The sequence below is a fragment of the Streptomyces sp. LHD-70 genome (genome assembly GCF_031157275.1).
In the GTDB taxonomy this organism is placed as follows: domain Bacteria; phylum Actinomycetota; class Actinomycetes; order Streptomycetales; family Streptomycetaceae; genus Streptomyces.
This window is the reverse complement of the sequence record NZ_JAVIFW010000009.1, coordinates 215,086-239,546: the sequence shown is the minus strand read 5'-3', so window position 1 is coordinate 239,546 and position 24,461 is coordinate 215,086. Positions and strand designations below refer to the sequence as shown.

General features: G+C 70.3%; 27 protein-coding genes and 1 riboswitch. Of the genes, 12 read left to right on the top strand and 15 right to left on the bottom strand.

The features are described from left to right. Nucleotides 1-357 precede the first annotated feature (357 nt). On the top strand, nt 358-906 hold the full coding sequence (locus tag RCO28_RS19880; RefSeq protein WP_374991200.1) for a flavin reductase family protein: 549 nt from the start codon (nt 358-360) through the stop codon (nt 904-906). A gap of 414 nt (nt 907-1,320) precedes the next feature. Here RCO28_RS19880 and arfB read toward each other — a convergent pair whose 3' ends face one another. Together arfB and RCO28_RS19870 are read right to left on the bottom strand one after the other, a co-directional pair. After that, nucleotides 1,321-1,749: an alternative ribosome rescue aminoacyl-tRNA hydrolase ArfB gene (gene arfB / locus RCO28_RS19875; protein WP_308942498.1), complete on the bottom strand. Its 429-nt coding sequence runs from the start codon at nt 1,747-1,749 to the stop codon at nt 1,321-1,323. A 42-nt stretch (nt 1,750-1,791) separates the two neighbouring features. Beyond that, the gene (locus tag RCO28_RS19870; protein ID WP_308942497.1) at nt 1,792-2,700 is read right to left on the bottom strand and encodes a sugar isomerase; all 909 of its coding nucleotides are present in this window, start codon (nt 2,698-2,700) and stop codon (nt 1,792-1,794) included. 260 nt (nt 2,701-2,960) lie between these two features. Between RCO28_RS19870 and RCO28_RS19865 the strand changes: the two genes are divergently transcribed. The 3 genes from RCO28_RS19865 (at nt 2,961) to otsB (ending at nt 5,512) form a co-directional block, all read left to right on the top strand. Next, nucleotides 2,961-4,217: an extracellular solute-binding protein gene (locus tag RCO28_RS19865; RefSeq protein ID WP_308942496.1), complete on the top strand. Its 1,257-nt coding sequence runs from the start codon at nt 2,961-2,963 to the stop codon at nt 4,215-4,217. A gap of 69 nt (nt 4,218-4,286) precedes the next feature. Next, complete coding sequence (locus tag RCO28_RS19860) at nt 4,287-4,544, top strand: DUF3263 domain-containing protein (protein WP_308942495.1); 258 nt, start codon at nt 4,287-4,289, stop codon at nt 4,542-4,544. 95 nt (nt 4,545-4,639) lie between these two features. After that, the gene (otsB, locus tag RCO28_RS19855) at nt 4,640-5,512 is read left to right on the top strand and encodes a trehalose-phosphatase (RefSeq protein ID WP_308942494.1); all 873 of its coding nucleotides are present in this window, start codon (nt 4,640-4,642) and stop codon (nt 5,510-5,512) included. A 29-nt stretch (nt 5,513-5,541) separates the two neighbouring features. Here the strand turns inward: otsB and RCO28_RS19850 are convergent, their stop codons facing one another. After that, complete coding sequence (locus RCO28_RS19850) at nt 5,542-6,936, bottom strand: trehalose-6-phosphate synthase (RefSeq protein WP_308942493.1); 1,395 nt, start codon at nt 6,934-6,936, stop codon at nt 5,542-5,544. A 50-nt stretch (nt 6,937-6,986) separates the two neighbouring features. After that, on the bottom strand, nt 6,987-7,961 hold the full coding sequence (locus RCO28_RS19845; RefSeq protein ID WP_308942631.1) for a glucosyl-3-phosphoglycerate synthase: 975 nt from the start codon (nt 7,959-7,961) through the stop codon (nt 6,987-6,989). 132 nt (nt 7,962-8,093) lie between these two features. After that, a riboswitch (SAM riboswitch) is annotated at nt 8,094-8,242 on the top strand. Nucleotides 8,243-8,260: 18 nt separating this feature from the next. Between RCO28_RS19845 and thrC the strand changes: the two genes are divergently transcribed. The 4 genes from thrC to groL all read left to right on the top strand — a co-directional run bounded on the left by thrC (nt 8,261) and on the right by groL (nt 12,593). After that, nucleotides 8,261-9,547, top strand: coding sequence for a threonine synthase (thrC, locus tag RCO28_RS19840; protein WP_308942492.1), 1,287 nt, complete (start codon nt 8,261-8,263; stop codon nt 9,545-9,547). Between the two features lie 139 nt (nt 9,548-9,686). Further along, nucleotides 9,687-9,965: a MoaD/ThiS family protein gene (locus RCO28_RS19835; protein WP_308942491.1), complete on the top strand. Its 279-nt coding sequence runs from the start codon at nt 9,687-9,689 to the stop codon at nt 9,963-9,965. 433 nt (nt 9,966-10,398) lie between these two features. Then, entirely contained in the window at nt 10,399-10,602 is a 204-nt protein-coding gene (locus tag RCO28_RS19830; protein WP_005315736.1) for a cold-shock protein, read from the top strand. A 365-nt stretch (nt 10,603-10,967) separates the two neighbouring features. Further along, nucleotides 10,968-12,593 carry a chaperonin GroEL gene (gene groL / locus RCO28_RS19825; protein WP_308942490.1) on the top strand — a complete coding sequence of 542 codons (1,626 nt, stop codon included), beginning with the start codon at nt 10,968-10,970 and terminating at the stop codon, nt 12,591-12,593. A gap of 103 nt (nt 12,594-12,696) precedes the next feature. Here groL and RCO28_RS19820 read toward each other — a convergent pair whose 3' ends face one another. The 3 genes from RCO28_RS19820 to RCO28_RS19810 form a co-directional block, all read right to left on the bottom strand. Then, nucleotides 12,697-12,957, bottom strand: coding sequence for a Txe/YoeB family addiction module toxin (locus tag RCO28_RS19820; RefSeq protein WP_308942489.1), 261 nt, complete (start codon nt 12,955-12,957; stop codon nt 12,697-12,699). Beyond that, on the bottom strand, nt 12,954-13,205 hold the full coding sequence (locus RCO28_RS19815) for a type II toxin-antitoxin system prevent-host-death family antitoxin (RefSeq protein ID WP_308942488.1): 252 nt from the start codon (nt 13,203-13,205) through the stop codon (nt 12,954-12,956). The genes RCO28_RS19820 and RCO28_RS19815 overlap by 4 nt, the downstream gene beginning before the upstream one ends. 185 nt (nt 13,206-13,390) lie before the next feature. After that, entirely contained in the window at nt 13,391-13,930 is a 540-nt protein-coding gene (locus RCO28_RS19810; protein WP_308942487.1) for a hypothetical protein, read from the bottom strand. Nucleotides 13,931-14,016: 86 nt separating this feature from the next. Between RCO28_RS19810 and RCO28_RS19805 the strand changes: the two genes are divergently transcribed. Then, the gene (locus RCO28_RS19805; RefSeq protein ID WP_308942486.1) at nt 14,017-14,502 is read left to right on the top strand and encodes a hypothetical protein; all 486 of its coding nucleotides are present in this window, start codon (nt 14,017-14,019) and stop codon (nt 14,500-14,502) included. A 68-nt stretch (nt 14,503-14,570) separates the two neighbouring features. Here RCO28_RS19805 and RCO28_RS19800 read toward each other — a convergent pair whose 3' ends face one another. Together RCO28_RS19800 and RCO28_RS19795 are read right to left on the bottom strand one after the other, a co-directional pair. Continuing rightward, nucleotides 14,571-15,155, bottom strand: coding sequence for a DUF4328 domain-containing protein (locus RCO28_RS19800; RefSeq protein ID WP_308942485.1), 585 nt, complete (start codon nt 15,153-15,155; stop codon nt 14,571-14,573). A gap of 108 nt (nt 15,156-15,263) precedes the next feature. Beyond that, the gene (locus RCO28_RS19795) at nt 15,264-16,778 is read right to left on the bottom strand and encodes a transferase (protein ID WP_308942484.1); all 1,515 of its coding nucleotides are present in this window, start codon (nt 16,776-16,778) and stop codon (nt 15,264-15,266) included. 301 nt (nt 16,779-17,079) lie between these two features. On the opposite strand from RCO28_RS19795, the gene RCO28_RS19790 reads away from it, so the two are divergent. Further along, nucleotides 17,080-17,640 carry a hypothetical protein gene (locus RCO28_RS19790; protein ID WP_308942483.1) on the top strand — a complete coding sequence of 187 codons (561 nt, stop codon included), beginning with the start codon at nt 17,080-17,082 and terminating at the stop codon, nt 17,638-17,640. A 41-nt stretch (nt 17,641-17,681) separates the two neighbouring features. Here the strand turns inward: RCO28_RS19790 and RCO28_RS19785 are convergent, their stop codons facing one another. The 6 genes from RCO28_RS19785 to RCO28_RS19760 form a co-directional block, all read right to left on the bottom strand. After that, nucleotides 17,682-18,314: a hypothetical protein gene (locus RCO28_RS19785; RefSeq protein WP_308942482.1), complete on the bottom strand. Its 633-nt coding sequence runs from the start codon at nt 18,312-18,314 to the stop codon at nt 17,682-17,684. A 228-nt stretch (nt 18,315-18,542) separates the two neighbouring features. Next, a complete protein-coding gene (locus RCO28_RS19780) occupies nt 18,543-20,087 on the bottom strand; it encodes a PTS transporter subunit EIIC (protein WP_308942481.1) in 1,545 nt (514 codons plus the stop codon). A gap of 44 nt (nt 20,088-20,131) precedes the next feature. After that, nucleotides 20,132-21,097, bottom strand: a complete 966-nt coding sequence (murQ, locus tag RCO28_RS19775; RefSeq protein ID WP_308942480.1) for an N-acetylmuramic acid 6-phosphate etherase — start codon at nt 21,095-21,097, stop codon at nt 20,132-20,134. A 97-nt stretch (nt 21,098-21,194) separates the two neighbouring features. After that, nucleotides 21,195-22,121: a MurR/RpiR family transcriptional regulator gene (locus RCO28_RS19770; RefSeq protein ID WP_308942479.1), complete on the bottom strand. Its 927-nt coding sequence runs from the start codon at nt 22,119-22,121 to the stop codon at nt 21,195-21,197. A 134-nt stretch (nt 22,122-22,255) separates the two neighbouring features. Beyond that, on the bottom strand, nt 22,256-22,627 hold the full coding sequence (locus RCO28_RS19765; RefSeq protein ID WP_308942478.1) for a hypothetical protein: 372 nt from the start codon (nt 22,625-22,627) through the stop codon (nt 22,256-22,258). Further along, the gene (locus RCO28_RS19760; RefSeq protein WP_308942477.1) at nt 22,624-23,496 is read right to left on the bottom strand and encodes a hypothetical protein; all 873 of its coding nucleotides are present in this window, start codon (nt 23,494-23,496) and stop codon (nt 22,624-22,626) included. Before RCO28_RS19760 ends, RCO28_RS19765 begins: the two co-directional genes overlap by 4 nt. A gap of 271 nt (nt 23,497-23,767) precedes the next feature. On the opposite strand from RCO28_RS19760, the gene RCO28_RS19755 reads away from it, so the two are divergent. Next, on the top strand, nt 23,768-24,040 hold the full coding sequence (locus tag RCO28_RS19755) for a DUF1905 domain-containing protein (RefSeq protein ID WP_308942476.1): 273 nt from the start codon (nt 23,768-23,770) through the stop codon (nt 24,038-24,040). A 4-nt stretch (nt 24,041-24,044) separates the two neighbouring features. Continuing rightward, a complete protein-coding gene (locus tag RCO28_RS19750; RefSeq protein ID WP_308942475.1) occupies nt 24,045-24,419 on the top strand; it encodes a VOC family protein in 375 nt (124 codons plus the stop codon). The last annotated feature ends 42 nt before the right edge of the window (nt 24,420-24,461 follow it).

The following is a 24,461-nucleotide window of genomic DNA, read 5'->3' as shown; positions in this document are numbered from 1 at the left end:
CCGAGACCTCGACAGCAACTCCTGGATTCGTGGTGCCCTTAGTGTCTGATTGCCTCCGATTGCCTCCGCCACTGAATCACAGCGAGCTGCTCACTCGGTACACAGGGTCAACAAAATATGGAGCCTGTGACTCAAGTCACAAGCGACGTGAACGAGTGGGAGGCACGGGGTGGATCTCCGCGTACGTTTCCTGAACGCAAAGCTGTTGGGTGGGGCATCTTTCCAGCCGCGTACTCGCGGGTAGTCGGCGGGGGTGCCGGAGGTGCCGGGGGCGCTGGGACGGGAGGCTGGGACGGGAGACCTAGGCGGTCTCGGTCCGGGGCCCGATGCCGGGGCGGGCCGGCCGGGGCTAGCGTCTTGGTCGTGTCCACCGTGCTGAAGTCTCATCCTGTTGAGGTGAGCAACGAAGAGTTCCGTGCCGCCATGTCCCGGCTCGCCGCAGGTGTCGTCCTCGTCACCGCGCGGGAGGACGAGCTCGGCGAGGGCGGCCCCGCGGCGGAGGACGTCGGCATGACGGCCACGGCGTTCATGTCGGTGTCCCTCGACCCGCCGCTGGTCCTGGTCAGCCTGCGGGAGGGCTCCCGTATGGACGATCTCCTTGCGGAGCAGCCGCGTTGGGGCGTCTCGGTCCTCGCCGACAGCCAGCGCCAGATCGCGGGCCGCTTCTCGATGAAGGGCCGCATCAGCGACCGCCTCCTCTTCGCGGACCTCCCGTACGTACGGGGTACGGAGTCCGGCGCTCCGTTGATCGGCGGCGCGCTCGCGACGCTGGAGTGCGAGACGGAACAACGCGTCGAGGCGGGCGACCACACCCTGGTCGTGGGCCGAGTCCTGACGGCCTCCTTCCCGACGGCGGACGGGGACCCGCTGCTGTACTTCAAGGGGCGGTACCGGCACTTGGGCTAGCCGCACGCACAGGCGGTACGTCACGCCGCCCCTGTCGACCGCCGGGCCCAGGGCAACCCCCGCCCCACAGGCCGACCTCCATCGGCCCGCCGCCCGCCCCAGCCCCTCTCCGCCCACCCGCCCCCGCCTTGCCTGGGGTTCAGGCCTCCGCATCGCACCGCGTGCCAACGCCCCCCGAAACGCCGCCGGTTGACCAGCCGACCCAGGGCTGCGCGTACCCCGTCCCGCAAGCCGACCGCTGCCGACCCGACGCGAGCAGCGAACAGCCTCTACCCCGGCAGGCGCACCCTGAGGACGAGCAGGGACGTGGGCTCGCTCTCGTCGGAGCCCTTGCGGACCGGTGGGGCTGCACCCGCGTCCGTACGGGATCGGGAAGTCCGTCTGGGTCGAGATCGACCTGCCGGGGGCCGGGGTCTAGCCCCAGTCCCGTCCCGACCGCCCCCGCTTCGTCTGGGAGCGGGACTTCTTCTCGCGGAGGCGGCGTTCGTTGATGCCTCGGGGGATCTTCGTCGCGCGGCGGGGGCGCGGGGGTGGGGCCGTGGCCTCGGCGAGGAGGGACGCCAGGCGGGTCGCCGCCGTCTCGCGGTTGCGCCACTGGGAGCGGTGCTCCGAGGCGCGGACCGCGATCACACCGTCGACCAGGCGCGGGGCCAGGCGTTCCAGGGCGCGGGACTTCCAAACCTCCGGCAGCGCCTGCGTCTTGGCGAGGTCGAACCTCAACTCCACCTGCGAGTCGGAGGTGTTGACGTGCTGGCCGCCGGGGCCGGAGGAGCGCGAGAAACGCCACAGGAGCTCGGCCTCCGGCAGGAGGACCGAGCCGCGGATGACATAGGGCCCAGGCATGGACCCATCGTCGCGCGACCAGGCCCCTCCCGTCACCTCGATTTATGAGGACTGCGCCAGGATCACGCTGCGCGTCAGATGGCGCGGCCGGTCCGGGTCGTACCCCTTCGACTCCGCCAGGGCGACCGCCAGGCGCTGCGCGCGGATCAGGTCCGCCAGCGGGTCCGTCCCCTGGCGGGCGACCAGGTGGCCGCCGACCCGGTCCACGTCACCGGCGAGCCCCTCCGGCAGGGTGCCGAACATCCACGCCACGCGGCCGGGGCCGGTGATGGAGATCGGGCCGTGGCGGTACTCCATCGCCGGGTACGCCTCCGTCCACGCGCCCGCCGCCTCGCGCATCTTCAGGCCCGCCTCCAGGGCGAGCCCGTACGCCCAGCCGCGGCCGAGGAACGTCCACTGCTCCGCGCCGAGCACGGCCTCCGGGAGGGGTTCCGTGACCGCGAGTTCCGCGTCCACCGCGGCCTCGGCGATCGACTTCACGCCCAGGCCCGACAGGTCGCCGAGGCCCGCGCGCAGGAACGCGAGGGCGGTCGTGGCGAAGCGGGTCTGGACGACCGACTCCTCGTCCGCGAAGTCCAGCACCGCCACCGCGTCGGCCGCCGCCACGACCGGAGTCTTCGGGTCCGCGGTCAGGGCGGTCGTCGGCACCGAGCCCCGCAGCTCGCCGAGGAGTTCAAGGACCTCCGTCGTCGTACCGGAGCGGGTGATCGCCACGACCCGGTCGTACGCGCGGCCCATCGGGAACTCCGACGAGGGATACGCGTCCGTCTCGCCCTGTCCGGCGGCCTCGCGCAGGGCGGCGTACGCGAGGGCCATGAACCAGGACGTGCCGCAGCCGGTGACGGCGACCCGCTCGCCCGGTCGCGGCAGCCCGTCGAAGGCGGCCGCGGCCTCGGCCGCTCGGCGCCAGCAGGCGGGTTGGGTGGCTATTTCTGCTGCGGTGCGTGACATGTGCGGTGGCTCCTCGACGAGCGTATGGAACGAGCGTACGGAACGAGCGGACGGACGTACTCGGCAGAACGACACGTGCATAGCAGCAGCTCGGGGGGTGCGGCAACGGTGCGCCCTCGTTGCCGAAGCGAGATCTGAGTGGTGTAGACCTTATGGGCGAACTGCGGGCAAACTCTCGGTTCCGGCGAGCACGACAGCAGCACGAGTACACGACCGGCAGTACGAGCAGTAAGGGTGGGGAAGCGGCTGTGCAGCGGCGCATGACAGGTCTGACGGCGGCGGTCGCCACACTCGGCCTCACGGCGGGCCTCGCCGGCTGCGGGGCGGGCAGCGGCTCCGACACCGTCACGCTGAAGATGGTCGCCGCCGACTACGGCGACACCCCCGCCAACAGCACCCAGAAGTACTGGGACAAGGTCAGCGCCGACTTCGAGAAGAAGAACCCCGGCATCCGGGTCGACGTCGACGTCCGCTCCTGGAGCGAGGTCGACGCGCACGTCGCCGCGCTCGTCAAGAAGGGCGAGGCGCCCGACATCGCGCAGATCGGCGCGTACGCCGACTACGCCGCGCAGGGCAAGCTCTACAGCGCCGACGACCTGCTCTCCATCCCCGTACAGGCGGACTTCCTGCCCGCGCTCTCCGAGGCCGGCGAGCTGCGGCGCGTGCAGTACGGCATGCCCTTCGCGTCCTCGACCCGGCTGCTCTTCTACAACAAGGACCTCTTCGCGAAGGCCGGGGTCACGGGCGCCCCGCAGAGCTGGACCGAGCTGGCCGCGGACGCGCAGAAGCTGAAGGGCGCGGGCGTGAAGTACCCGTTCGCGCTGCCGCTCGGCCGCGAGGAGGCGCCCGCCGAGACGCTGATGTGGCTGCTCAGCGGCGGCGACGGCTACACCGACAACGTCGGTACGTACACCCTCGACTCCGACCAGAACATCAAGACCTTCAAGTGGCTGCGCGACGACCTCGTCGGCAAGGGCCTCACCGGCCCGACCGCACCCGGAAAGCTCGACCGGCAGGACGCCTTCAACGCGTTCTCGCGCGGCGAGGTCGGCATGCTCAACGGCCACCCGACGCTGATGAAACAGGCCGAGAAGCAGGGCGTCGAGTACGGGATGGTCCCGCTGCCCGGCGTCAACGGCAAGGCCAAGGCCACCATGGGCGTCGCCGACTGGATGATGGGCTTCAAGGAGAACGGCCACAAGGAGCAGATCGGCAAGTTCCTCGACTTCGTCTACGACGACGAGAACGTCCTGGACTTCTCCGAGCGGTACGACATCCTGCCCGTCACCTCGTCCGCCTCCGACGCGATGGCCGACGACCCGGAGTACAAGCACCTGCGGGAGTTCCTGGACGAGCTGCCGAACTCGGAGCTGTACCCGGTGGGCAAGACGTCCTGGGCGCAGGTCAGCGCGTCCCTCAAGAAGGAGATCGGCAAGGCCGTGGAGCCCGGGGGCGACCCGGCGGAGATTCTGCAGGAGCTGCAGAACGAGGCGGTCGCGGCGGAGTCGGCGGAGTAGTAGGCGGGCGGAGCAGGCGGAGTGGGGGCTTCTGGTGGTGCTGTCGGTGCGCGCGTCTACGGTTTCCTCATGACCCCCGACGAACCCAGCCCCTCCCCCGAGGCTCAGCTGTCCGAGCGGGACAGGGCCGTGCTCGCCCTTGAGCGGCAGGGGTGGGCGTCGCCCGGCGTGAAGGAGCGCGCGATACGGGAGCGGCTCGGGATATCCCCGGCCCGCTACTACCAGCTCCTGAACGCCCTCCTCGACGACCCGCGCGCCCTCGCCCACGACCCGGTGACGATCAACCGCCTCCGCCGCGTCCGCGAAGCCCGGCGCGCCCGCCGCTGAACAATTTGGCTGATGATTTCAGCCCCTCCGGAGTTTGAGGAGGCCCGTCCGGCGAGGACTTTCGGGAAGGGGCGGGGAGGGGAAAAATCAGCCCCATGCGCAGCCACCCGCACCCGCACCCGCGTACCCCCGACGACGACCTCCCGGCCCCGGCAACCCCCGCCGGGCGGGAAGGCCTCGCCGCCCTCCGAGCCCGGCCCGAACGCGCCCTCGTCGCGCTCGACTTCGACGGCACCCTCGCCGAGATCGTCCCCGACCCCGAGCAGGCCAGAGCCCACCCCGACGCCGTGCCCGCCCTCGCCGCCCTCGCGCCCCGGGTCGCCTCCGTGGCCGTCGTGACGGGGCGGCCCGCCGGGGTCGCCGTGCGGCACGGCGGGTTCGCGGGCATCGCGGGCCTTGAGCACCTGGTCGTGCTCGGGCACTACGGCGCCGAGCGCTGGGACGCGCTGACCGGCACCGTGCAGGCCCCGGACGTACACCCCGGCGTCGCCGGTGTGCGGGCCGAACTCTCCGGATTCCTCGACGAGTTGGGCCTGTGGCGCGGCACGTGGGTCGAGGAGAAGGGCCGTGCCGTCGCCGTGCACACCCGCCGCGCCGACGATCCGCAGGCCACGTTCGACGCGCTCCGCGGCCCGCTCGCCGAACTCGCCGCCCGGCACGGCCTGATCACCGAGCCCGGCCGCTATGTGATCGAGCTGCGCCCGCCCGGCATGGACAAGGGCGTGGCTCTGGCGTCGTACGCGCGCGAGGTGGGCGCGGAGTCCGTCCTGTACGCGGGCGACGACCTGGGCGATCTCCCGGCGTACGCGGCCGTGGAGAAGCTGCGCTCGGACGGGGTGCCGGGGGTGCTCGTGTGCAGCGGCAGCGCGGAGGTCACGGAGCTGGCGCAACGAGCGGACCTGGTGGTGGACGGGCCGACGGGGGTGGTCCGGCTGCTCGCCGCCCTCGCGAAGGCGCTCGAAGCCTAAGGCGTTCGAAAGCGCGGGGCGCTCGAAGCCTAGAGCGCCTTCAGCTCCCGCAGCTGGTCCAGGAACCACCGCTCCGGCGGCAGCGCGGTCGCCGCCGCCGCGAGCCGTTCCGTGCGCCGGGTGCGCTCCTTGTCCGGCATCGTCAGCGCCGCGTGCAGCGCGTCCGCCGTGCCCACCACGTCGTACGGATTGACCGCCAGCGCGTCCTCGCCGAGCTCCTCGAACGCGCCGGCCTCGCGGGAGAGCACGAGCGCGCAGCCCTCGTCCGAGACGACCGGGACCTCCTTCGCGACCAGGTTCATGCCGTCCCTGATCGGGTTGACGAGCGCCACGTCCGCGAGCCGGTACGCCGCGAGGGAGCGCGCGAAGTCGTCCTCCACGTGCAGGATCACCGGCGTCCAACCCGGCGTGCCGAAACGGGAGTTGACCTCGTCCGCGACGCGCGCGACCTCCGCGGTGTAGTCGCGGTAGACGGCCAGGTCCTGGCGTGAGGGATAGGCGAACGCGAGGTGCACGACGCGCTCACGCCACTCGGGGTGCTCCTCCAGGAGGGCCTCGTACGCGCGCAGGCCGCGCACGATGTTCTTGGACAGCTCGGTGCGGTCGACGCGGACCACGCTCTTCCGCCCGGAACCGCCGATCTGCTCGCGGAGCGCCACCATCCGCTCGGCCACGTCGTCCCGATGCGCCCGCTCGCGCAGGAACTCCGCGTCCGCGCCGAGGCCGTGCACACCGATCCGGGTGGCGCCGACGCCGCCGACGACCGCGTCGCAGCAGGCCGTGAACGCGTCGGCCCAGCGCCGGGTCAGGAAGCCGAGCCGGTCCGCGCCGAGCAGTCCGCGAAGGAGCTGCTCGGCGATGTCGTCGGGCAGCATCCGGAAGTAGTCGACGGGCGCCCACGGCGTGTGCGAGAAGTGCCCGATGCGCAGGTCGTCGCGGAGCGCGCGCAGCATGCCGGGGACGAGGGCCAGGTGGTAGTCCTGCACGAGCACGGCCGCGCCGGGTGCGGCCTCGGCGGCGATGGCCTCGGCGAAGGCCCGGTTGTAGCGCTCGTACGAGTCCCACTGGCGGCGGAACTCCCGGTCGAAGGAGGGTTCCAGGGGCGTCTGGTACAGCATGTGGTGCACGAACCAGAGCACCGAGTTGGCGATCCCGTTGTACGCGTCGGCGTGCACCTCGGCGTCGATGTCGAGCATCCGCACCCCGGTCTCGGAGACGCCGCGCCGCACCGCCTCCCGGTCGCCGTCGCCGAGCGCCGCGCACACCCACAGGGCACCGGCCTCGGGCCCGATCGCGGAGAGCCCGGAGACGAGTCCGCCGCCGCCGCGCCGTGCGTCGAGGGTGCCGTCCTGTCGTACGGAATACGTGACCGGGCCGCGGTTGGAGGCGACGAGGATCGGGGCGGCGGAGCGCTCGGCAGGCATGACGCGAACCTAGCCCGGCCCGGGAACCCTCAAACGTGACATCGCGCCACTCAGGCCACGCGGCGGTCCCGGTACTCCTCGACGTCCACCATCGGCGGCCGCTCCTCCGTGTCCACCGCGTGCGTACGCGGCTCGAAGCCCTGCTCGCCACGCTCGAACTGGGTGAGCAGCGGCCGTACGAGATGCCCGCGGGTGAGCCTCAGCTGGGCGGTGCGGTAGATCGCCGCCGCCATCCGCCCGAGCGCCTGCCCGTCCTGATGGCGGTGGAGCCGCACCCCGACGTCGACCTGCGCGAGCGCGTCCAGGCCCACGGTGTGCAGCGAGTCCACGAGCAGGCCCAGCTCCACGCCGTACCCGACGGGGAACGGCAGTTGTTCGAGCAGTGAGCGCCTGGCCGCGTACTCGCCGCCCAACGGCTGGACGAATCCGGCCAGTTGGGGCCAGTGCAGATTGAGCAGCGGCCGCGCGACGAGTTCGGTGACCCGGCCGCCCTGGCCCACTGTCCTGCCGGAGGCGGGCGCATCGAACTCAATGCCCAGCGGCCGGTCGTACATCGCCTTCACGAACTGCAGCTCGGGGTCGGTCAGGAGCGGGCCGACGATCCCCGTGACGAAGTCCGCGGAGAACTCCCTGAGGTCGGCGTCCACAAAACACACCACGTCACCGCTGGTCACCAGGAGCGACCGCCACAGCACCTCGCCCTTGCCGGGCACGGCGGGCAGCCGCGGCAGGATCGCGTCCCGGTGCACCACCCGCGCCCCGGCGGCCGCCGCCACCTCGGACGTACGGTCGGTGGAGCCCGAGTCGATCACCACGAGCTCGTCGACGAGCGGCACCGCGTCCGTCATCAGCTCGCCGCGGATCACCGACACGATCGCGCCGACCGTGGCCTCCTCGTTCAGCGCGGGCAGCACCACGCTGACCGTCGTCCCCTGCCGGGCCTTCGCGGCCAGGAGCAGGTCGAGCGGGCGGTCCCCGACGGCCCAGGAGCGCCGTTCGAGCCAGCGCTCCACCTCTTCGAGCACGTCTGTTACTCCCTGGTTGTGATCCATCTCGCGGTTCGGACGACTATCTCAACAACGAGGGCCGTCGGTTACAGTCTTGAACAACGCGAACGACCACCGCATGCCGGGGTCGTTCCGCTGACAACCGAATACCGCTCATCCAGAGGGGCAGAGGGATACGGCCCGTTGAAGCCCCGGCAACCCTCCAGCCGGTCTCCGTCGCAGTGAAGCGCGCGAGGCTCCCGGCTAGGGAAGGTGCCAAATCCGTCTCGTGGCGAAGTGCGTCACGAGGAAGATGAGGAGAAAGGGCCTCGCCTCTCATGGCTGTACAGACTGAAACCACCGCCACCACCACCGTGGACCTCGGCCCCGCCTCGGGCCTCTCCTGCCGCGAGTGCGGCGAGCGCTTCCCGCTCGGCCCGATCTTCGCCTGCGAGCTGTGTTTCGGGCCCCTCGAAGTCGCGTACGACCTGCCGGTCGGCGACCCGGAGGGGCTGCGCAAGCAGATCGAGTCGGGCCCGGACAACATCTGGCGGTACGCACCGCTGCTGCCCGTCCCGGCCGACGTGGCGACCAAGCCGAACCTCAACCCCGGCTGGACCAAGCTCGTCAAGGCCGACAACCTCGCGGCCGAACTCGGCGTCACCGGCGGCCTGTTCATCAAGGACGACTCCGGCAACCCGACGCACTCCTTCAAGGACCGCGTCGTCGCCCAGGCCCTGGAGGCCGCCCGCGCCTTCGGCTTCACCACGCTCTCCTGCTCCTCCACGGGCAACCTCGCCGGCGCCGTCGGCGCCGCGGCCGCCCGCGCCGGCTTCCGCTCCTGCGTGTTCATCCCGCACGACCTGGAGCAGGGCAAGGTCGTCATGGCCGCGGTCTACGGCGGCGAGCTCGTCGGCATCGAGGGCAACTACGACGACGTCAACCGCTTCTGCTCCGAGCTCATCGGCGACCCGGTCGGCGAGGGCTGGGGCTTCGTCAACGTGAACCTGCGGCCGTACTACGGCGAGGGCTCCAAGACCCTCGCGTACGAGATCTGCGAGCAGCTCGGCTGGCAGCTGCCCGACCAGCTGGTCGTCCCGATCGCGTCCGGCTCCCAGCTCACGAAGATCGACAAGGGTCTGCAGGAGCTGATCAAGCTCGGCCTGGTCGAGGACAAGCCGTACAAGATCTTCGGCGCCCAGGCCGAGGGCTGCTCGCCGGTGTCGACCGCGTTCAAGGCCGGCCACGACGTCGTACGCCCGCAGAAGCCGAACACCATCGCCAAGTCCCTCGCGATCGGCAACCCGGCCGACGGCCCGTACGTCCTGGACATCGCCCGGCGCACCGGCGGTGCGGTGGAGGACGTGAACGACGAGCAGGTCGTCGACGCGATCAAGCTGCTTGCGCGGACCGAGGGGATCTTCGCGGAGACGGCGGGCGGCGTGACGGTGGGTGTGACCCGCAAGCTGATCGAGGCGGGCGTGCTCGACCCGGCGCTGACCACGGTGGTGCTCAACACGGGTGACGGTTTGAAGACCCTCGACGCCGTGGCACCCACGTCCCAGGCGACCGCGACCATCAAGCCCAGCCTTGATGCGTTCCGTGCCGCGGGGCTTGCAGGCTAGTCGCCGTTGGGCCTGGTGTCCGCTGCCTGCTGCGGGCCGTCTGTGGCTGGTCGCGCCCACGCGGCGCCAGCCGCACATTGATGCAGTCCCGCGCCCCTGACGGGGCGCCCCACAACCGTCACATCAGAGGTGAGAGTTCATGAGCGTCAACGTCCGCATCCCCACCATCCTGCGTACCTACACCGGTGGCCAGGCCGAGGTCGCCGCCCAGGGGGCGACCCTCTCCGAGGTCATCGCCGACCTGGAGAAGAACCACGCGGGCATCGCCGCGCGCGTCCTGGACGACCAGGGCAAGCTGCGCCGCTTCGTGAACGTGTACGTGAACGACGACGACGTCCGCTTCGAGCAGGGCCTGGAGACCGCCACCCCGGACGGCGCCGGCGTCTCGATCATCCCGGCCGTCGCCGGTGGCTGCTGACCGAGCGTCCATCCGTATTACGTAGGAACGTTACGGAATTGCCCCCTCCGCAGAAGCGGAGGGGGCAATTCTGCATGGTTGGCCGCGATAGAGTTGGGAATGCTGTTCCGCTTTTGAGCTCCGCGCATGCCGGACGCATATGAGAAGTCCTGGATTCGCCGACGACTTGTGGCCGAAGAGCCCCCGCAATTCGCACGTTTTGCTCCCTTCGTCCGGTCCGACTTGTTCTGGAACCGGCGAATTCTCCCTGTTCTACCGATCAGCCGTGCCCGGATTTCTCGTCCGACTGACCTGTTGCAGACGGCAGTTGGGCAGATACATTCAGCGGCGGTCGACGCGTTCCGGCGCACACCCCCACCTGTCGCGGGGTGAGGTCTGACCCGGGTCCGCGAAGTGTGGATCTGTGCAAGGGCCAGTAATAGGGGAGTTAGGCATGGCTCAGGGCACCGTCAAGTGGTTCAACGCGGAGAAGGGGTACGGCTTCATCGCGGTCGACGGTGGTGCGGATGTTTTCGTCCACTACAGCGCGATTCAGATGGACGGCTACCGCACCCTTGAAGAAGGTCAGCGAGTGGAGTTCGAGATCTCGCAGGGCCAGAAGGGTCCGCAGGCGGACATGGTCAAGCTCGCCGTCTGATCCAGGCGCGATCGGCCACCGACGCACTCACGCCGAGGGGCCCGCATCCCGAAGAGGGATGCGGGCCCCTCGTGCGTGCGTGCGCGCATGCACGGGCGTCGGCGCGCACGCACGGGGTCGATCGGACTCGTGTGCCATCTCGTCGAGGGCCGCTGCCGGATCCTGGGAGGCGCTTGCACTCGTAGGGGGCGAGTGCTAATCATTGGCGTTAGCACTCTGAAGGTGAGAGTGACAGAACTTGGATCGGGTCGGTGAGGTCCGGGAGCCGGGTGGGGCAAGGAACCACAAGGCTCGCAGGCCGTCCGTCGCGGGCACCAACACGGTCCGTTTGCGATTCCACCCCCTGTCCGGGAGGACCACTTCACATGGCCAAGATCATCGCGTTCGACGAGGAGGCACGGCGCGGCCTCGAGCGCGGCATGAACCAGCTCGCCGACGCCGTCAAGGTGACCCTGGGCCCCAAGGGTCGCAACGTCGTCCTCGAGAAGAAGTGGGGCGCCCCCACGATCACCAACGATGGTGTGTCCATCGCCAAGGAGATCGAGCTCGAGGACCCGTACGAGAAGATCGGCGCCGAGCTGGTCAAGGAGGTCGCGAAGAAGACGGACGACGTCGCCGGTGACGGCACGACGACCGCGACCGTCCTGGCCCAGGCTCTGGTCAAGGAAGGCCTGCGCAACGTAGCCGCCGGCGCCAACCCGATGGCCCTCAAGCGTGGCATCGAGAAGGCCGTCGAGGCCGTCTCCGCCGCCCTGCTCGACCAGGCCAAGGAGGTCGAGACCAAGGAGCAGATCGCCTCCACCGCCTCCATCTCCGCCGCCGACGCCCAGATCGGCGAGCTCATCGCCGAGGCGATGGACAAGGTCGGCAAGGAAGGCGTCATCACCGTCGAGGAGTCCCAGACCTTCGGTCTGGAGCTGGAGCTCACCGAGGGTATGCGCTTCGACAAGGGCTACATCTCGGCGTACTTCGCCACCGACATGGAGCGTATGGAGGCCGTCCTCGACGACCCGTACATCCTGATCGCCAACTCGAAGGTCGGCTCCGTCAAGGACCTGATCCCGCTCCTCGAGAAGGTCATGCAGTCCGGCAAGCCGCTGCTGATCATCGCCGAGGACGTCGAGGGCGAGGCCCTGTCGACCCTGGTCGTCAACAAGATCAAGGGCACCTTCAAGTCCGTCGCCGTCAAGGCCCCGGGCTTCGGTGACCGCCGCAAGGCGATGCTGAACGACATCGCGATCCTCACCGGCGGCGAGGTGATCTCCGAGGAGGTCGGCCTCAAGCTGGAGAACGCGACGATCGACCTGCTCGGCCGCGCCCGCAAGGTCGTCATCACCAAGGACGAGACCACCATCGTCGACGGTGCCGGCGACAGCGACCAGGTCAACGGCCGCGTGAACCAGATCCGCGCCGAGATCGAGCAGTCGGACTCCGACTACGACCGCGAGAAGCTCCAGGAGCGCCTCGCGAAGCTCGCCGGCGGCGTGGCGGTCATCAAGGCCGGTGCCGCGACCGAGGTCGAGCTCAAGGAGCGCAAGCACCGCATCGAGGACGCCGTGCGCAACGCCAAGGCGGCCGTCGAGGAGGGCATCGTCGCCGGCGGTGGCGTGGCCCTGCTGCAGGCCTCCGCGGTCTTCGAGAAGCTGGAGCTCGAGGGTGACGAGGCGACCGGCGCCAACGCCGTGAAGCTCGCCCTGGAGGCCCCGCTCAAGCAGATCGCCGTCAACGGTGGTCTCGAGGGTGGCGTCGTCGTCGAGAAGGTGCGCAACCTGACCGTCGGCCACGGCCTGAACGCCGCGACCGGTGAGTACGTCGACATGATCGCCGAGGGCATCATCGACCCGGCGAAGGTGACGCGCTCTGCCCTGCAGAACGCCTCGTCCATCGCCGCGCTGTTCCTCACCACCGAGGCCGTCATCGCCGACAAGCCGGAGAAGGCCGCCGCGGGCGGCGCTCCGGGCGGCATGCCGGGCGGTGACATGGACTTCTGATCGACCTCTGGTTGATCAACCTGTCCTGACCGAGGGCGGCACTCCCCACTGGGGGGTGCCGCCCTCGGGCGTTGTGCTCGGGTTGTGCGGGGAGGCGGCGTGCTCAGCGCTCGTAGTGGTAGCGGCAGGCGGCGATGCGGATCTCGTCCTCGACCACCTTGTGGACGAGGCGGTGCTCGTCGGTGATGCGGCGAGACCAGTAGCCCTGGAATCCGTGTTTCAGAGGTTCCGGCTTCCCGATGCCGTCGTTGCCGTTGCGCGCGATGTCCTGCAGGAGCGTGTTGATCCGCTTCAACACCTTGCGATCTTGCGCCTGCCACCAGACGTAGTCCGCCCAACTGGACTCGTCCCAGACGAACTTCATTCGGCGAGCTCCCGGACCGTGCCGCCGCCGTTCTCCAGGCGGTCGATGGAGGCCAGCAGGCGCCTGGCGTTCTCAGGGCTGCGCAGAAGGTAGGCGGTCTCCTTGAGGGACTCGTACTCGGCAAGAGCCACCATGACGACAGGCTCGTGTCCCGCGCGGGTCACTATTACCTCTTCGCGGTCGTCAACCACCTTGTCGAGCGTTTCGGCGTACTTCGCCCGGGACTCGGTGTAGGTCATGGTGCGCATCACGGCCTCCTCGATTCTGCGTACAGAATGCTGTACGTACAGGAAATTGTACGCCTGATCGTCGGCGTCCGAAGTGCGGCCCCGGATCGGGCGTCGTACTGGGTCGTCAGCACGAAGGCGCACAGAAGGGCGGCTTGGTCAGGGGGTGGCCAGGGGCGGCAGCAGCGGGTCGTGCACTTGCCGGCTCACGGCAGCAGGGCGATGAAGCCCACCACGTAGGACACCGCGAACAGCACCGGCACCCACTGTTCGACGGAGGAGAGTTGGAGGTAGGTGCGCCAGTCGCGGCCCTCGCCGAGCACGGTCCACTCCGCGCGGGAGTACGCGTAGGCGGGGAGGCGTTCCTCGAAGGCGCCGATGACGGCCCACTTGGCGGTGTTGAGCTGGCGGTAGGAGCGGACGAGCGCGAACCAGGACGCGCACATGCAGAGCAGCACCAGCAGGCCGGGGGCGAGCAACCACGTGGAGACGGCGCTGTGTTGTGCGGGCAGAGTGGTGGCCAGGACGGTCATCAAGACGCTGTTGACCGTGAGGAAGAACGTGTTCGCGAGGCTGCGGCGGGCGCTGACGCGGTCGGCCATCTCCACGCACAGCTTGTACTGCTCGAACAGGGCGCTCTGGTAGCGCTCCGTCGCCGCGGTGTACTGCGCGGCGCCCACTTCCTCGTTCCATAACCGGGTCCGGACGTCCACGGCTGCGGCGTTGCTGTCCTGTGTATCGGTCATTCACTCATGATGCCGAGGGGGCCTTGGCTCCACCAGAGAATCAGCCGTGAACTCCCTTGTCCCGTACGGCGGTTAGGCTCTGCGGCATGGTGACGATCGCGACGACGGGGCACATGGACCTGACCGGGGACACGGCCGTCCTCGTGCGCCGTGCGCTCGACGGGCTCCTCGCCGCGTACCGGGGAGAGCTCGTCGGGCTTTCCTGCATCGCGGAGGGCGCCGACGCCTTGTTCGCCGAGGCGGTACTCGCCGCGGGCGGGCGGCTCGTCGCGGTGATTCCGTCGCGGGACTACCGCACCGCGGTCGTCGGGGCCGCGCACGCGGAGACCTTCGACCGCCTGGTGGAGGCCGCATCCGAGGTGCTGGTGCTGCCGTACGAGAGGGCGGGGCGCGCGGCGTACGAGGCGGCCAATGCCGAACTCCTCGGCAAGGCCGAACGGTTGGTCGCGGTCTGGGACGGGTCGCCGCCCACCGGCAAGGGCGGAGGCACGGCCGATGTCGTGGAGGACGCCCACAAGCTCGGCATCCCGGTCGAGGTGGTGTGGCCGCACGGGGCTGCGCGCGGACGGTGACCCCTATGCCCGGGTGACCCCTATGGCCGGGTGCCCCCTGCCCGGGTGACCCCCTGCCCGGGTGCCCCCTATGCCCCGGTGAGCCTTTCGTTCTGCCACCCGGTGATGCGGTGGACGATGAGGATGATCAGCGCGCCGGCGGCGAGTTCGAGCACCATGCTCACGGTGGACATGGCGGCGGTGCTGCGCAGCACGTCCAGGGTGATCTCTTCCCTCCCGTAGAACCCGCCGAGGGTCCGGCCGACCACCGTGGCGGCGACGAACAGCGCCCACCAGGCCTTGAGCGGGCCGCGAAGAGCCGGCCGCCGGGGTGCGCTGGCCTGGCAGATGTCGGACACGACCTGGTAGGGGAACCAGAGGTTGGCCACGGGGGTCATCCAGGAGGCGATCACCCAGCCACGGGCCCTGCGGTGTGCCGCGGGCCCCGCCCACAGCTCGGAGTTGACCCGCACCAGCCACAGCCAGACCAGGAACACCACGTAGGTGGCCGGGACCACCGGGACGGTCGCCACCGCCACGGCGACCGCGAAGGTGTGGGCGGCTTCGACGTCCGGCATGGTCGCCGCCCCGGCCGCGTACGCGCGCACGACGAGGTACGCGCGCCAGTCGGACACGGTGACCAGCATGTTGCCCGCGAGCGTCAGCAGGATCATCACCGTGACGGTGCGGGCCGGACCCGTCACCGTGTACGTATGCCTTACGGGCGGGGCTGTTCCCCTGGGCGTGCCTTGCTGCGTACCGTTCACGATCCCCCCGTTCCGCTACGCGAGCTCGAACAACTGCAGTGACCGGAACACCAGCCAGGACAGCAGCGCCAGAGCGGTGATCAGCAGATAGCCCCGTAGGAGCGCAGCCCCCGCGGCCCACTGGGCCCGCCAGGCCATCGTCCGTCTGCGGACCCCGACGGATGCCAGGGCCGCCTTCAGGGCGCGGGCCAGGTCGTACGCGGGGGTGAAGGCGGTCACTGTCGTGTAGGCCGTCCTCACGGCGCGCGCCCCACGACGTACGAGTGGCACCGAGGTGTCGGCGCCGGAGTCGCCGCCCACCGGATACACGGACGGTGTCCAGTCGGGGCCGAAGGCGACGACGGCAGGGGCCCAGGCGGTGCCGACGGCGGAGGCGTTCAGTCCCGACGGTGGCGACAGGTGCTGGTCGAGGCGTTCCGCCATCCCGGACAGGCCGTTCGGCGCCAGCAGGACGAGCTTGTGAGCGGGTTGCGTGGCGCGGGCCTGCCCGATCTCCCACCACAGACTGTCCCCCGACCCCAGGCGCAGCACGATGAGCCGGGACAGCGTCATCAGCCGCAGCACGGTCGGCTGCCAGTCGTCCTGCGGCAGGTAGAACCGCGCAGCCCCCAGCTTCGGCAGCGGTTCACCGGGCCGGCCCACCGCGATCACGGGGCCGACCGTTCCCAGCGCCCCCGCGAGCTGCTCCTCCCGTGAGTGGATGTTGACGCCGAACCACGAGTCGTCGGCCTGGGCGGTGGTGGTGTCGTCGTCGAAGCTGCGCAGATAGAGCACGGGCCTGCGTCCGTCCTGCAGCAGGGCCTGCGCCGCGCCGCGGGCCGCGCGCGGACGGGTGTGGCGCAGGCCAAGGCCTGCGGCGCCCAGGACGCCGAGGCCGCCGATGAGCAACAGCAGCTGGACCTCCAGCGTCATCTTGTGTCCCTGCTGCTCGGCGGCGGCGACGGCGCCGGCGCCCGCCGTGAACAGGAGGCAGCAGGCGGCGTTGGCCGTCAGGAACACCGGTCGGCGCCACCACGGTCGCGGTGCGGCGAACCGGCTGACCAGCTCGGCGAGTTCCGCCGCTGCCGAACGACGGTGGCGCCGCAGCCGCCAGGCGAGTGCGGACAGCGTTGCGGAGCTTGCCGCCCAGCAGAGGGCGGCCCGCCGCGTCGAGCTGAACTCCCGCTGGAGAGCGGCCCGTTCCCGCTCGACGGCTCGAACAAGGCCGGCGACACGGTCGCGGGCCAGGGAGTGGTTCCCCGCAGCGGCGAAGCCGGCGGCGGAAGTGACCGAGGCCCGGCTGTCCCCCGGTGGGGAGTGGTCCCGGAACCACGCGCCGCCTGCACGGATCTCGGCGAGCCGGGACGAGTCCCCTGCCGCGTAGCTGTCCAGCGCGGCCGTGAACGCGGTGGCACGCCTCGGAGCGTCCCGGAAGCGGTCGTGCGCCCGCAGGTCCATGCCCGCGGTGATCGCCAGATGCAGTGCGACATAGGCCGCGACGAACCCGGCCACTGTGACCAGCCGGGCGAACGCCCGTAAACGCGAGGACACCTCGGCCCACCCCCTCGTGCGTCACGCAGCGGCTCAAGTCCCGCCAAAGCAGACGGGGTTGGCCCTGCGGGCTCTGGCCGTCGGATGAAACCGCTGCTCATCGCGAGGGTAAGTCAGTGCCGTTGACATTCTGATGACACCCGCTGCGCGAGGGGCCGCATTCGAGCCTGCGAGCCTGCGAGCCTGCGAGCCTGCGGGGCTGCGGGGCTGCGGGGCTGCGGGGCTGCGGGACTTCGGGTCTCCTGGCCTTCGGGGCTCGTACGGCCGCGGAATTGTCAGTGGCGGGTGGGACCGTGGGCGTATGGGGCTCACCGTGAAGACTTGGTACGACTCGGACGACGGAGGGTGGTCGGCGACGGGGGACGACGGCTCCCGCACCGTGACGCTGACCGCGGACTCGGCTGACGAGGCAGGGGCGCTCGTGCGGGAGGCGTTCGGGTTCAAGGCCTATCGGCCTCCGCCTCCGCTGCCGCCCGGCCGGCATCGGTTCAGCCTGGTCCACTGCCCGGTGGGTCCGGAGCCCGGGCCCGGTGCTTCGGTGTACGACGCGTTGCGGGCGGAGCCGCCCGAAGGGTGTGTCGTCGAGGACTTCGGCCACTACTTCGGGCTGCGCTGCGAACGGCCGGGCAAGACGCTGCTCGACGCGGTCGGTGTGCTGTGCGCCGAGATCAGGGAGGAGCACGGGTTGCTCATGACCGATCTTGGGATCGAGAAGCTCTGGGAGTGGTCCTCGGACGGCACGGACGGCTGGGGCGCCGCGATCGTGGGCCAACTGCTGCTGATGGCCGCCGAGCGGGCGCCGGAACTCGGTTACGGACCGAACGACTTGGTGCGTCTGCTGCGACGGGCGATGGGGGAGTAGCGCCTTCCGGCAGTAACCCGCCCCACCGTGCCGTCGGCGGCTCAGGCGTGTCGCGCGAAGATCTCCGTCAGCGTCACCAGGTGGTCCGTGGAGTCCTCCTCGTCCTCGTAATAACCGTCCCCCGCCCGGTACTTGACCAGGGCCTCCGCGGTGAAGTCGGGGGTGTCGAGGAGATATTCGGAGAGGCAGTAGTCGAAGCCGGACTCGACGAAGAGGTCGAGCTGCTCGCGTGCGCAGTGGGTGCGGGTGCCGTCCGCTATGTGCCAGCGCTCGGCGTCGAACCAGAAGACGCCGCCCGCGTAGTGGATCGTGCCGCCGGAGCGCGGGTCGGTGAGGTTCAGGGACTCGTAGTTCTCCGGGCGGTCGAGGACCAGGCGGAGCAGATCCTCGGGGACGCCGTCGTACATCGACCGCTGGAGGGCGTAGTCGTCCTCGGCGTAGAGGTTGAGGGGGGACTCGTGGTCGAAGGTGAGCAGCAGGGCGCGGCCGTCCGCGGTGAAGTACCACACCGCGGACTGGCCGCCGCTGTCGTTCCAGGCGAAGCGCTCCGCGCCGTCCACCGTCATCGGGCCGATCTCGGTGACCTCGGTGATGACGGCCGCGCGCCTGCGCACCTCGGAGAGGGGCAGGGCGCGCAGCGCCGCCCATGTCGTGCTCGTCGCATCGTCGTTCATGGCCGCAGGCTATGCGGGGCCACTGACAACGCGGTTTGCGGTGACGGGTGCCCCTAGGCCGTGTCCGTAAAGTCCCGCCTGCCCCGCGACGCCTGGCACGCACTCTCGCCGCACCGGGCGAAGACCCAAGTACATCCAGTACGAGGGCCTGCGCCCGGCACGCCGAGAGCACGCACCAGACGCCGCAGGGCCGCCCTCCGGGCGACGGCGGGACTTTACGGACACGACCTAGACCCCCGCCGGCTCCTTGGCCCGACCGTCCGTGGCCTCGGGCGTCGCCGGTTCCGTCTCCGCTCGGGACGTCGGGGACTCGCCCGCGGTTGCGTCCTCGGGGTCCGTGTTCAGGTCCACCAGCATCTGCTTGCTGAACCCGAAGAAGTACGTGGCGAGGAAGCCGACGACGTAGCCGACCAGGAGGCCGCCCCCGTAGACCGCGATCGTGGCGCCCAGGCCCTTGTTGCCGTCGAGGAGGGGGAACAGGGCCCAGCCGGACGGGCCGATGGCCGTGGAGCCGACCTTGTCGCCGATCATCGAGAAGAAGCCGACGAACGCGCCGCCCGCCGCGCCGCCCACGCAGGCCGTGATGAACGGGCGGCCGAGGGGCAGCGAGACACCGTAGATCAGGGGCTCGCCGACGCCGAGGAAGCCTGCGGGGAGCGCGGACTTGATCGTCGTACGGATGGACGTGTTCCGCTTGAGGCGCTTGAAGACGGCGATCGCGCAGCCGACCTGGCCCGCGCCCGCCATCGCCAGGATCGGGAGGAGGACGGTGTAACCCTGCTGCTCGATCAGCGTGGTGTGGATGGGGATCAGGGCCTGGTGCAGGCCCAGCATCACCAGGGGCAGGAACAGGCCGCCGAGGACCAGGCCCGCGAACGCGCCGGTGTTGTCGAGGAGCCAGTTGGCCCCCGTGCCGATCGCGGTGGACACCTCGCCCGCGACGAACATCAGGCCGAAGATGGTGACCAGGCCGGAAAGCAGCACCGTGAGGGTCGGGGTGACGAGGACGTCCACCGCCTCCGGGACCCACTTCCTGCACCACTTCTCGATGTACGTGGCGAGTACGGCGGCACCCAGGGCGCCCAGGACGCCGCCCTGCCCCGGCGACAGCGTCTGCCCGAACGCCTCGATGTTCGCGACGCCCGGGAAGACGATGATCGCCGCGACCGCGCCGCCCAGGATCGGCGTACCACCGAACTCCTTGGCCGTGTTGATGCCGACGAACACCGCGATCAGCGCCATGAAGCCGGAGGCGATCGCCGCGAGCGCCGGGGTCACGGACGGCAGCCAGGCGAGGTTGACCAGGAGGCCGTTGAGGCCCGCGATGATGCCGCAGCCGATCAGGGCGGGGATCAGCGGTACGAAGATGTTGGCGATCCGGCGCAGGAACAGCTTGACGGGGGTCTGGTTCCTGGCCTTCTGGGCGGCCTTCAACTCGGCGCCCCGGTCGGCCAGTTCATCGGCCGTGAGGGTCGACTGCGGGGCGGCGGGCTCATCCGGCAGGGACGCCCGCTCCTCTTCCACCAGGGCCTCGAACTCGGGCGTGACCCGGGCGACCTTTCCGGGGCCGAGCACGATCTGGTACGTCTCGTCCTCGACGACGCCCATCACGTCGGGCAGGGCCGCGAGGGCCTCGTCCTGGACGAGCGTGCGGTCGTGGAGCGTGAGCCGGAGCCGGGTCATGCAGTGGGCGACGGAATCGATGTTGGCTGCGCCGCCGACGAGGGGCAGGATCGCGGCGGCGGTGGCGCGGTTCTTGTTGTCGGTGCTCATGTACGGGCCTTGCTGTGCGGGGATACCGGGGACGGTGCCGGGGGTCAGGGGGTGGGGGAGGACGGCGTGGCGGGGGAGGCCGCGGCGAGGGCTGCCCGGAGGTGGCCCTTCGAGCCGGTCAGGAGGTCGTTCGCGGTGGCCGCGTCGACATCGGCGAGGATCATCAGGATCGCCGTCTTCACCTCGCCGTCGGCGGCGGCGAGGGCGGACTCGATGGCCGCGTCCGAGGCGTCCGTGGCGAGGGCGACGATGCGACGGGAGCGGGCCTGCAGCTTCTCGTTGGAGGCGCGCACGTCCACCATCAGGTTTCCGTACGTCTTGCCGAGCCGGATCATCGTGATCGTCGACAGCATGTTGAGGACGAGCTTCTGCGCCGTGCCCGCCTTCAACCGGGTGGAGCCGGTGAGGAGTTCGGGGCCGACGACGACCTCGACGCCGTGCTCGGCGGCCGCCGCGAGCGCGCTTTCCGCGTTGCAGGACAGGCCGATCGTCAGGGCCCCGGACGCGCGGGCGTGCTCGACGGCGCCGATCGCGTACGGCGTGCGGCCCGAGGCGGAGATGCCGACCACCGTGTCGTCGGCGGTCAGGCCCAGCTTCTCCAGGTCCTCGCGGGCCAGCTCCTTGGAGTCCTCGGCGCCCTCGACGGCGGTGACCATCGCGGACGGGCCGCCCGCGATCAGGCCGAGCACCTCGCTTGGGTCGGTGTTGAAGGTGGGCGGGCACTCGCTGGCGTCGAGCACGCCGAGCCGTCCGGCGGTGCCGGCACCCGCGTAGATCAGGCGGCCGCCGCGGGCCATGCGCTCGGCGGTGGCGTCGATGGCGGCGGCGATCTGCGGCAGCCGCTCGGCGACCGCGGTCGGGACGGAGGCGTCCTCGCCGTTCATCGTGCGGGCGATCTCCAGGGTGGACAGCCGGTCGATCTCGGCCAGCTCGGGCCGGAACGCCTCCGTGGTGAGCGTGGCGAGCTGGGCGCGCAGTTCGCCGTAGTTGTCGGGGGTGGTGGCAGTCATGGGTGCGGCGGCTCTCTCGTACGCGGCGGGTGGGGGGTTCTTAAGTCTTTGGGGCCGGGGGTATCTGCAGGTATCTGCAGTTTTTCGGGGCCTGGTGCTATCTGCTGCGCGGGCTGTGGCGGTGCGCGAGCGCCTCGTAGGACGCGGCGAGCGCGGGCGCGGCCGTCTCGTACGTCCGCTGCGCCACGCCGACGAACAGGCAGTCCACGACGAGGAGTTGGGACGTACGCGAGGACATCGCGGCCGGGCGGAGTTCGCTCTCGCGGGCCGTGGACGTCGTCAGGACGTGGTCGGCGTACTGCGAGACCGGGCCGTTCGGGCGGCCGGTGATCGCGATCGTGGTCGCGCCGTGCTCGAAGGCGACGCGCAGCGGCTCGATGACGTCGCCGGTGGAGCCGGAGTGGGTGATCGCCACGGCGACGTCCTTGGAGCGGAGCAGCACCGCGTTGGTCACGGACAGGTGCGGGTCGCCCATGGCGTGCGCGAGCATGCCGATGCGGAGCAGCTTCTGCGCCAGGTCCTGGGCGACCAGGGAGGAGGCGCCGACGCCGTAGATGTCGATGCGGCGGGCGGCGGCGAGCGCGGAGACGGCGGCGCCGAGCTGCGCGGTGTCGAGGCCGGCGGCGGTGTCGGCGAGGGTCTGCTGCTCGTCGTACGCGAGCTTGGCGACGACGTCCGCGATCGGGTCGTCGACGGCGATGTCCGCGGTCACGGCCGGGGCGCGCCCCGACTGCTGCTGGGCGGCGAGGCCGGCGAGGGCGAGGCGCAGGTCGCGGTAGCCCGGGTACCCGAGGAGGCGGGCCGTGCGCACGACCGTGGCCTCGCTGGTGCCGGTGAGCTCGGCGAGCCCGGTGACCGTCAGGGCCGCGCACCCGGCCGGGTCCCCGGCGACGGCCTCGGCGACCCGCTGCATGGAACGGGTCATGGACGGCGCGAGCGTACGCACCTTCGCGGCGAGGGCCGCGGGCGCGGGCGGGGCGCCGTTGTTGCTCCCGTTGAAAATTTCCTTCAGGTCTTGGCTCACACTTGAAAGATATTTTCCGACGCGGGTGCGGGTCAAGAGTCGTACGTCACGCTGAGGAGCGGGACTTTCTGCCCGTACGTCAGCGGGCCGGGCCCCTCCGGAAGGGCCCGGCCCGCGGTGTCGCCCGAGCGCGGTTACGGCTGGGCGCCGCCGTCGAAGATGTCCGAGGCGCTCTCGACGGTGAGGGACCGGGAGATCCACTCGCCCAGCATCTCGTCGTCACGGCAGCTCATGACGCGTTCTCGCAGACCGTCGGGTACGTCGAGGCCACGCCTTCGGAAGATCGCCTCCAGTGCGTCGGCGCACCCTTCGGCGCACGCCTCGGCGTGCCCTTCGGCGTACCCCTCGGCATGCGCCTCCGCGCACACCTCGAGGAAGCTCTCGACGTACCACTCCGCGAGATAGCCGGTGAGGCCTTTCGCGTGAGCGAGTCTGAGGCCTTCTTCGCGGACCTGTTCTTCCGTGTAGCTCCCGAAGGGGCGGCTCGGAGTCGGCGGCCGGGTCACTCGTCTTCGAAGATGTCCGAGGCCTGCTGGGCAGTGACTGCGCGGTCCAGCCACTCGTTGAGCTGGTCTCCGTCGTGGCAGGTGGTGATGCGTTCACGTACGTCGCTGGGGACGTCGAGTCCACGGCGGGCAAGGATGCGCAGCACAGACTTGCCCACGCCCCTGTCCTCACCTTCGTCTCTGAGCTCCTCAGCGAGGTACGACGTGTAGAAAGAGAGCTCCACGGTCACCAAGTTCCTCCAGGTGTGCTTGGCCGGGCGGTTGCCCAGGCCCTGGGCGGTGAAGTCGACGATCGGGTTCGCGATGTCCTCGGGGGCGTCCTTCAGCGCTGCGGACAGCGCCTTCAGTATCGCATCGACCCCCGGATCCGCGGCGTGCGCAATCGCCGCCAGGCTTGCCAGGACCAGGTCCGCGCGGGCCTCGTCCGGGTCGGTGATCTGCGGCATGTTGTGCGGCCCGGCGACAAGTGGCTGCAGGGTCAGGGTGGGTACCTGCGCCGGGCCGCAGGTCATCGGCTCGCGGGCCCACTTCGCGGTGCGCAGGTCCTGGCAGACGACCAGGAGGGCGATGGGCAGGCGGTACTTCGTCCACAGATACGCCGCGTAGTACGCCCAGCTCGAAGGCTTCGCCGGGTCCTTCTTGCCCTGTGCCTCCACGGCGAGCAGGAAGGGGCCCTGGTCGGCGGTGTCGAACCGGAGCAGGGTGTCGACGCGGCGCTCGACCGGGCTGTCCTCGGTGAGGTCGGTGGGGAGGGCGGTCGCTCCGACGGGTCTGGGGATGTCGGCCCCCAGGAAATGGGAGACGCGGCTGAAGAGCCCGGGATCGTGTTGGAAGATCCGGTGCATTGCCTCGTGGGAGGAGGTGACCATGCGGTTCCGTTCGGTGGTGTGCGAAGGGTGAGCGCGGGTGGGGCAAGCGCGTTCGAGTGGAGCGTAAACGGACCAACTGGCAGTACCGGAAGCCAAGTTGGGGAAGATCACTCATCGGAGTGGGGTCACTTGACGAACCTTCTCCGGCCGTGGTGAGCGGCGGTTTTGCGTGGGTGATTTGCCTGGCTGCGATGAGTTTCGGCCGTTCCGGCGGTCCACCGAACTGAGGAACTGTTCATTCCTGGGGGCTGGTGATCGAAGGGCAGTAGTCATGATCGACAAGGAATTCACCGCGACCCTGGAGAAGAGCCCCGAGCAGGGCGGCTGGACCTATGTCGTCTGGCCCGAGTCGGCCGAGTTCTTCGGTACGCGTGGGCTGGTCAAGGTCCGTGGCACCGTCGACGGGCACCCGTTCCGCAGTTCCTTCATGGCGCTCGGCGACGGCCGGCACAAGCTCCCGGTCAAGGCTGAGGTTCGGAAGGCAATCGGCAAGGAGGAGGGCGACGAGGTCACCGTCCGGCTGCTTGAGCGGATCGAGGCATAGGGCCATGGGAACGCGGAACAGCATGAAGGTGGGCATGTACTCGTTCGACTGCCGGGACGCCGCCGCGCTGGCGGAGTTCTGGGCCGGTGTGCTGATCCGGCCGGTCGACGCGGGGGCGACGGCGGCGTTCGCGACGATCGGGTTCGAGGGTGACGGGCCGACCTGGATGTTCCACCGGCCGGCCGGAGAGCTCCCTCTCGGCGACAACCGCCTGATGCTCGACCTCGGGGGCGGGAGTGACTGGGCGGAGCAGGCGGACCGGGTGGAGGCTCTGGGTGCGGAGCGCGTGAGCGACAACGAGCAGGACGGGGTCCGCTGGACCGTGTTCCGGGACCCCGAGGGCAACACGTTCCGGATCTTCGCCCCGCGCCCGGAGTAGGACCGCAGTAGCGGGAGCCGTCCCCCGGAAACGGCTCGACTT

Excerpts from the sequence above, each read along its gene's own strand:
- RCO28_RS19865 (WP_308942496.1), top strand. The coding sequence starts at position 2,961 with ATGACAGGTCTGACGGCGGCGGTCGCCACACTCGGCCTCACGGCGGGC.
- RCO28_RS19820 (WP_308942489.1), bottom strand. The coding sequence starts at position 12,957 with ATGAAGTTCGTCTGGGACGAGTCCAGTTGGGCGGACTACGTCTGGTGG.
- RCO28_RS19815 (WP_308942488.1), bottom strand. The coding sequence starts at position 13,205 with ATGCGCACCATGACCTACACCGAGTCCCGGGCGAAGTACGCCGAAACG.
- RCO28_RS19780 (WP_308942481.1), bottom strand. The coding sequence starts at position 20,087 with ATGAGCACCGACAACAAGAACCGCGCCACCGCCGCCGCGATCCTGCCC.
- RCO28_RS19800 (WP_308942485.1), bottom strand. The coding sequence starts at position 15,155 with ATGATCCTGCTGACGCTCGCGGGCAACATGCTGGTCACCGTGTCCGAC.
- RCO28_RS19860 (WP_308942495.1), top strand. The coding sequence starts at position 4,287 with ATGACCCCCGACGAACCCAGCCCCTCCCCCGAGGCTCAGCTGTCCGAG.
- RCO28_RS19870 (WP_308942497.1), bottom strand. The coding sequence starts at position 2,700 with ATGTCACGCACCGCAGCAGAAATAGCCACCCAACCCGCCTGCTGGCGC.
- arfB (WP_308942498.1), bottom strand. The coding sequence starts at position 1,749 with ATGCCTGGGCCCTATGTCATCCGCGGCTCGGTCCTCCTGCCGGAGGCC.
- RCO28_RS19750 (WP_308942475.1), top strand. The coding sequence starts at position 24,045 with ATGGGAACGCGGAACAGCATGAAGGTGGGCATGTACTCGTTCGACTGC.
- RCO28_RS19835 (WP_308942491.1), top strand. The coding sequence starts at position 9,687 with ATGAGCGTCAACGTCCGCATCCCCACCATCCTGCGTACCTACACCGGT.
- RCO28_RS19785 (WP_308942482.1), bottom strand. The coding sequence starts at position 18,314 with ATGAACGACGATGCGACGAGCACGACATGGGCGGCGCTGCGCGCCCTG.
- RCO28_RS19810 (WP_308942487.1), bottom strand. The coding sequence starts at position 13,930 with ATGACCGATACACAGGACAGCAACGCCGCAGCCGTGGACGTCCGGACC.
- groL (WP_308942490.1), top strand. The coding sequence starts at position 10,968 with ATGGCCAAGATCATCGCGTTCGACGAGGAGGCACGGCGCGGCCTCGAG.
- otsB (WP_308942494.1), top strand. The coding sequence starts at position 4,640 with ATGCGCAGCCACCCGCACCCGCACCCGCGTACCCCCGACGACGACCTC.
- RCO28_RS19850 (WP_308942493.1), bottom strand. The coding sequence starts at position 6,936 with ATGCCTGCCGAGCGCTCCGCCGCCCCGATCCTCGTCGCCTCCAACCGC.
- RCO28_RS19830 (WP_005315736.1), top strand. The coding sequence starts at position 10,399 with ATGGCTCAGGGCACCGTCAAGTGGTTCAACGCGGAGAAGGGGTACGGC.
- RCO28_RS19755 (WP_308942476.1), top strand. The coding sequence starts at position 23,768 with ATGATCGACAAGGAATTCACCGCGACCCTGGAGAAGAGCCCCGAGCAG.
- RCO28_RS19790 (WP_308942483.1), top strand. The coding sequence starts at position 17,080 with ATGGGGCTCACCGTGAAGACTTGGTACGACTCGGACGACGGAGGGTGG.
- thrC (WP_308942492.1), top strand. The coding sequence starts at position 8,261 with ATGGCTGTACAGACTGAAACCACCGCCACCACCACCGTGGACCTCGGC.
- RCO28_RS19805 (WP_308942486.1), top strand. The coding sequence starts at position 14,017 with ATGGTGACGATCGCGACGACGGGGCACATGGACCTGACCGGGGACACG.
- murQ (WP_308942480.1), bottom strand. The coding sequence starts at position 21,097 with ATGACTGCCACCACCCCCGACAACTACGGCGAACTGCGCGCCCAGCTC.
- RCO28_RS19760 (WP_308942477.1), bottom strand. The coding sequence starts at position 23,496 with ATGGTCACCTCCTCCCACGAGGCAATGCACCGGATCTTCCAACACGAT.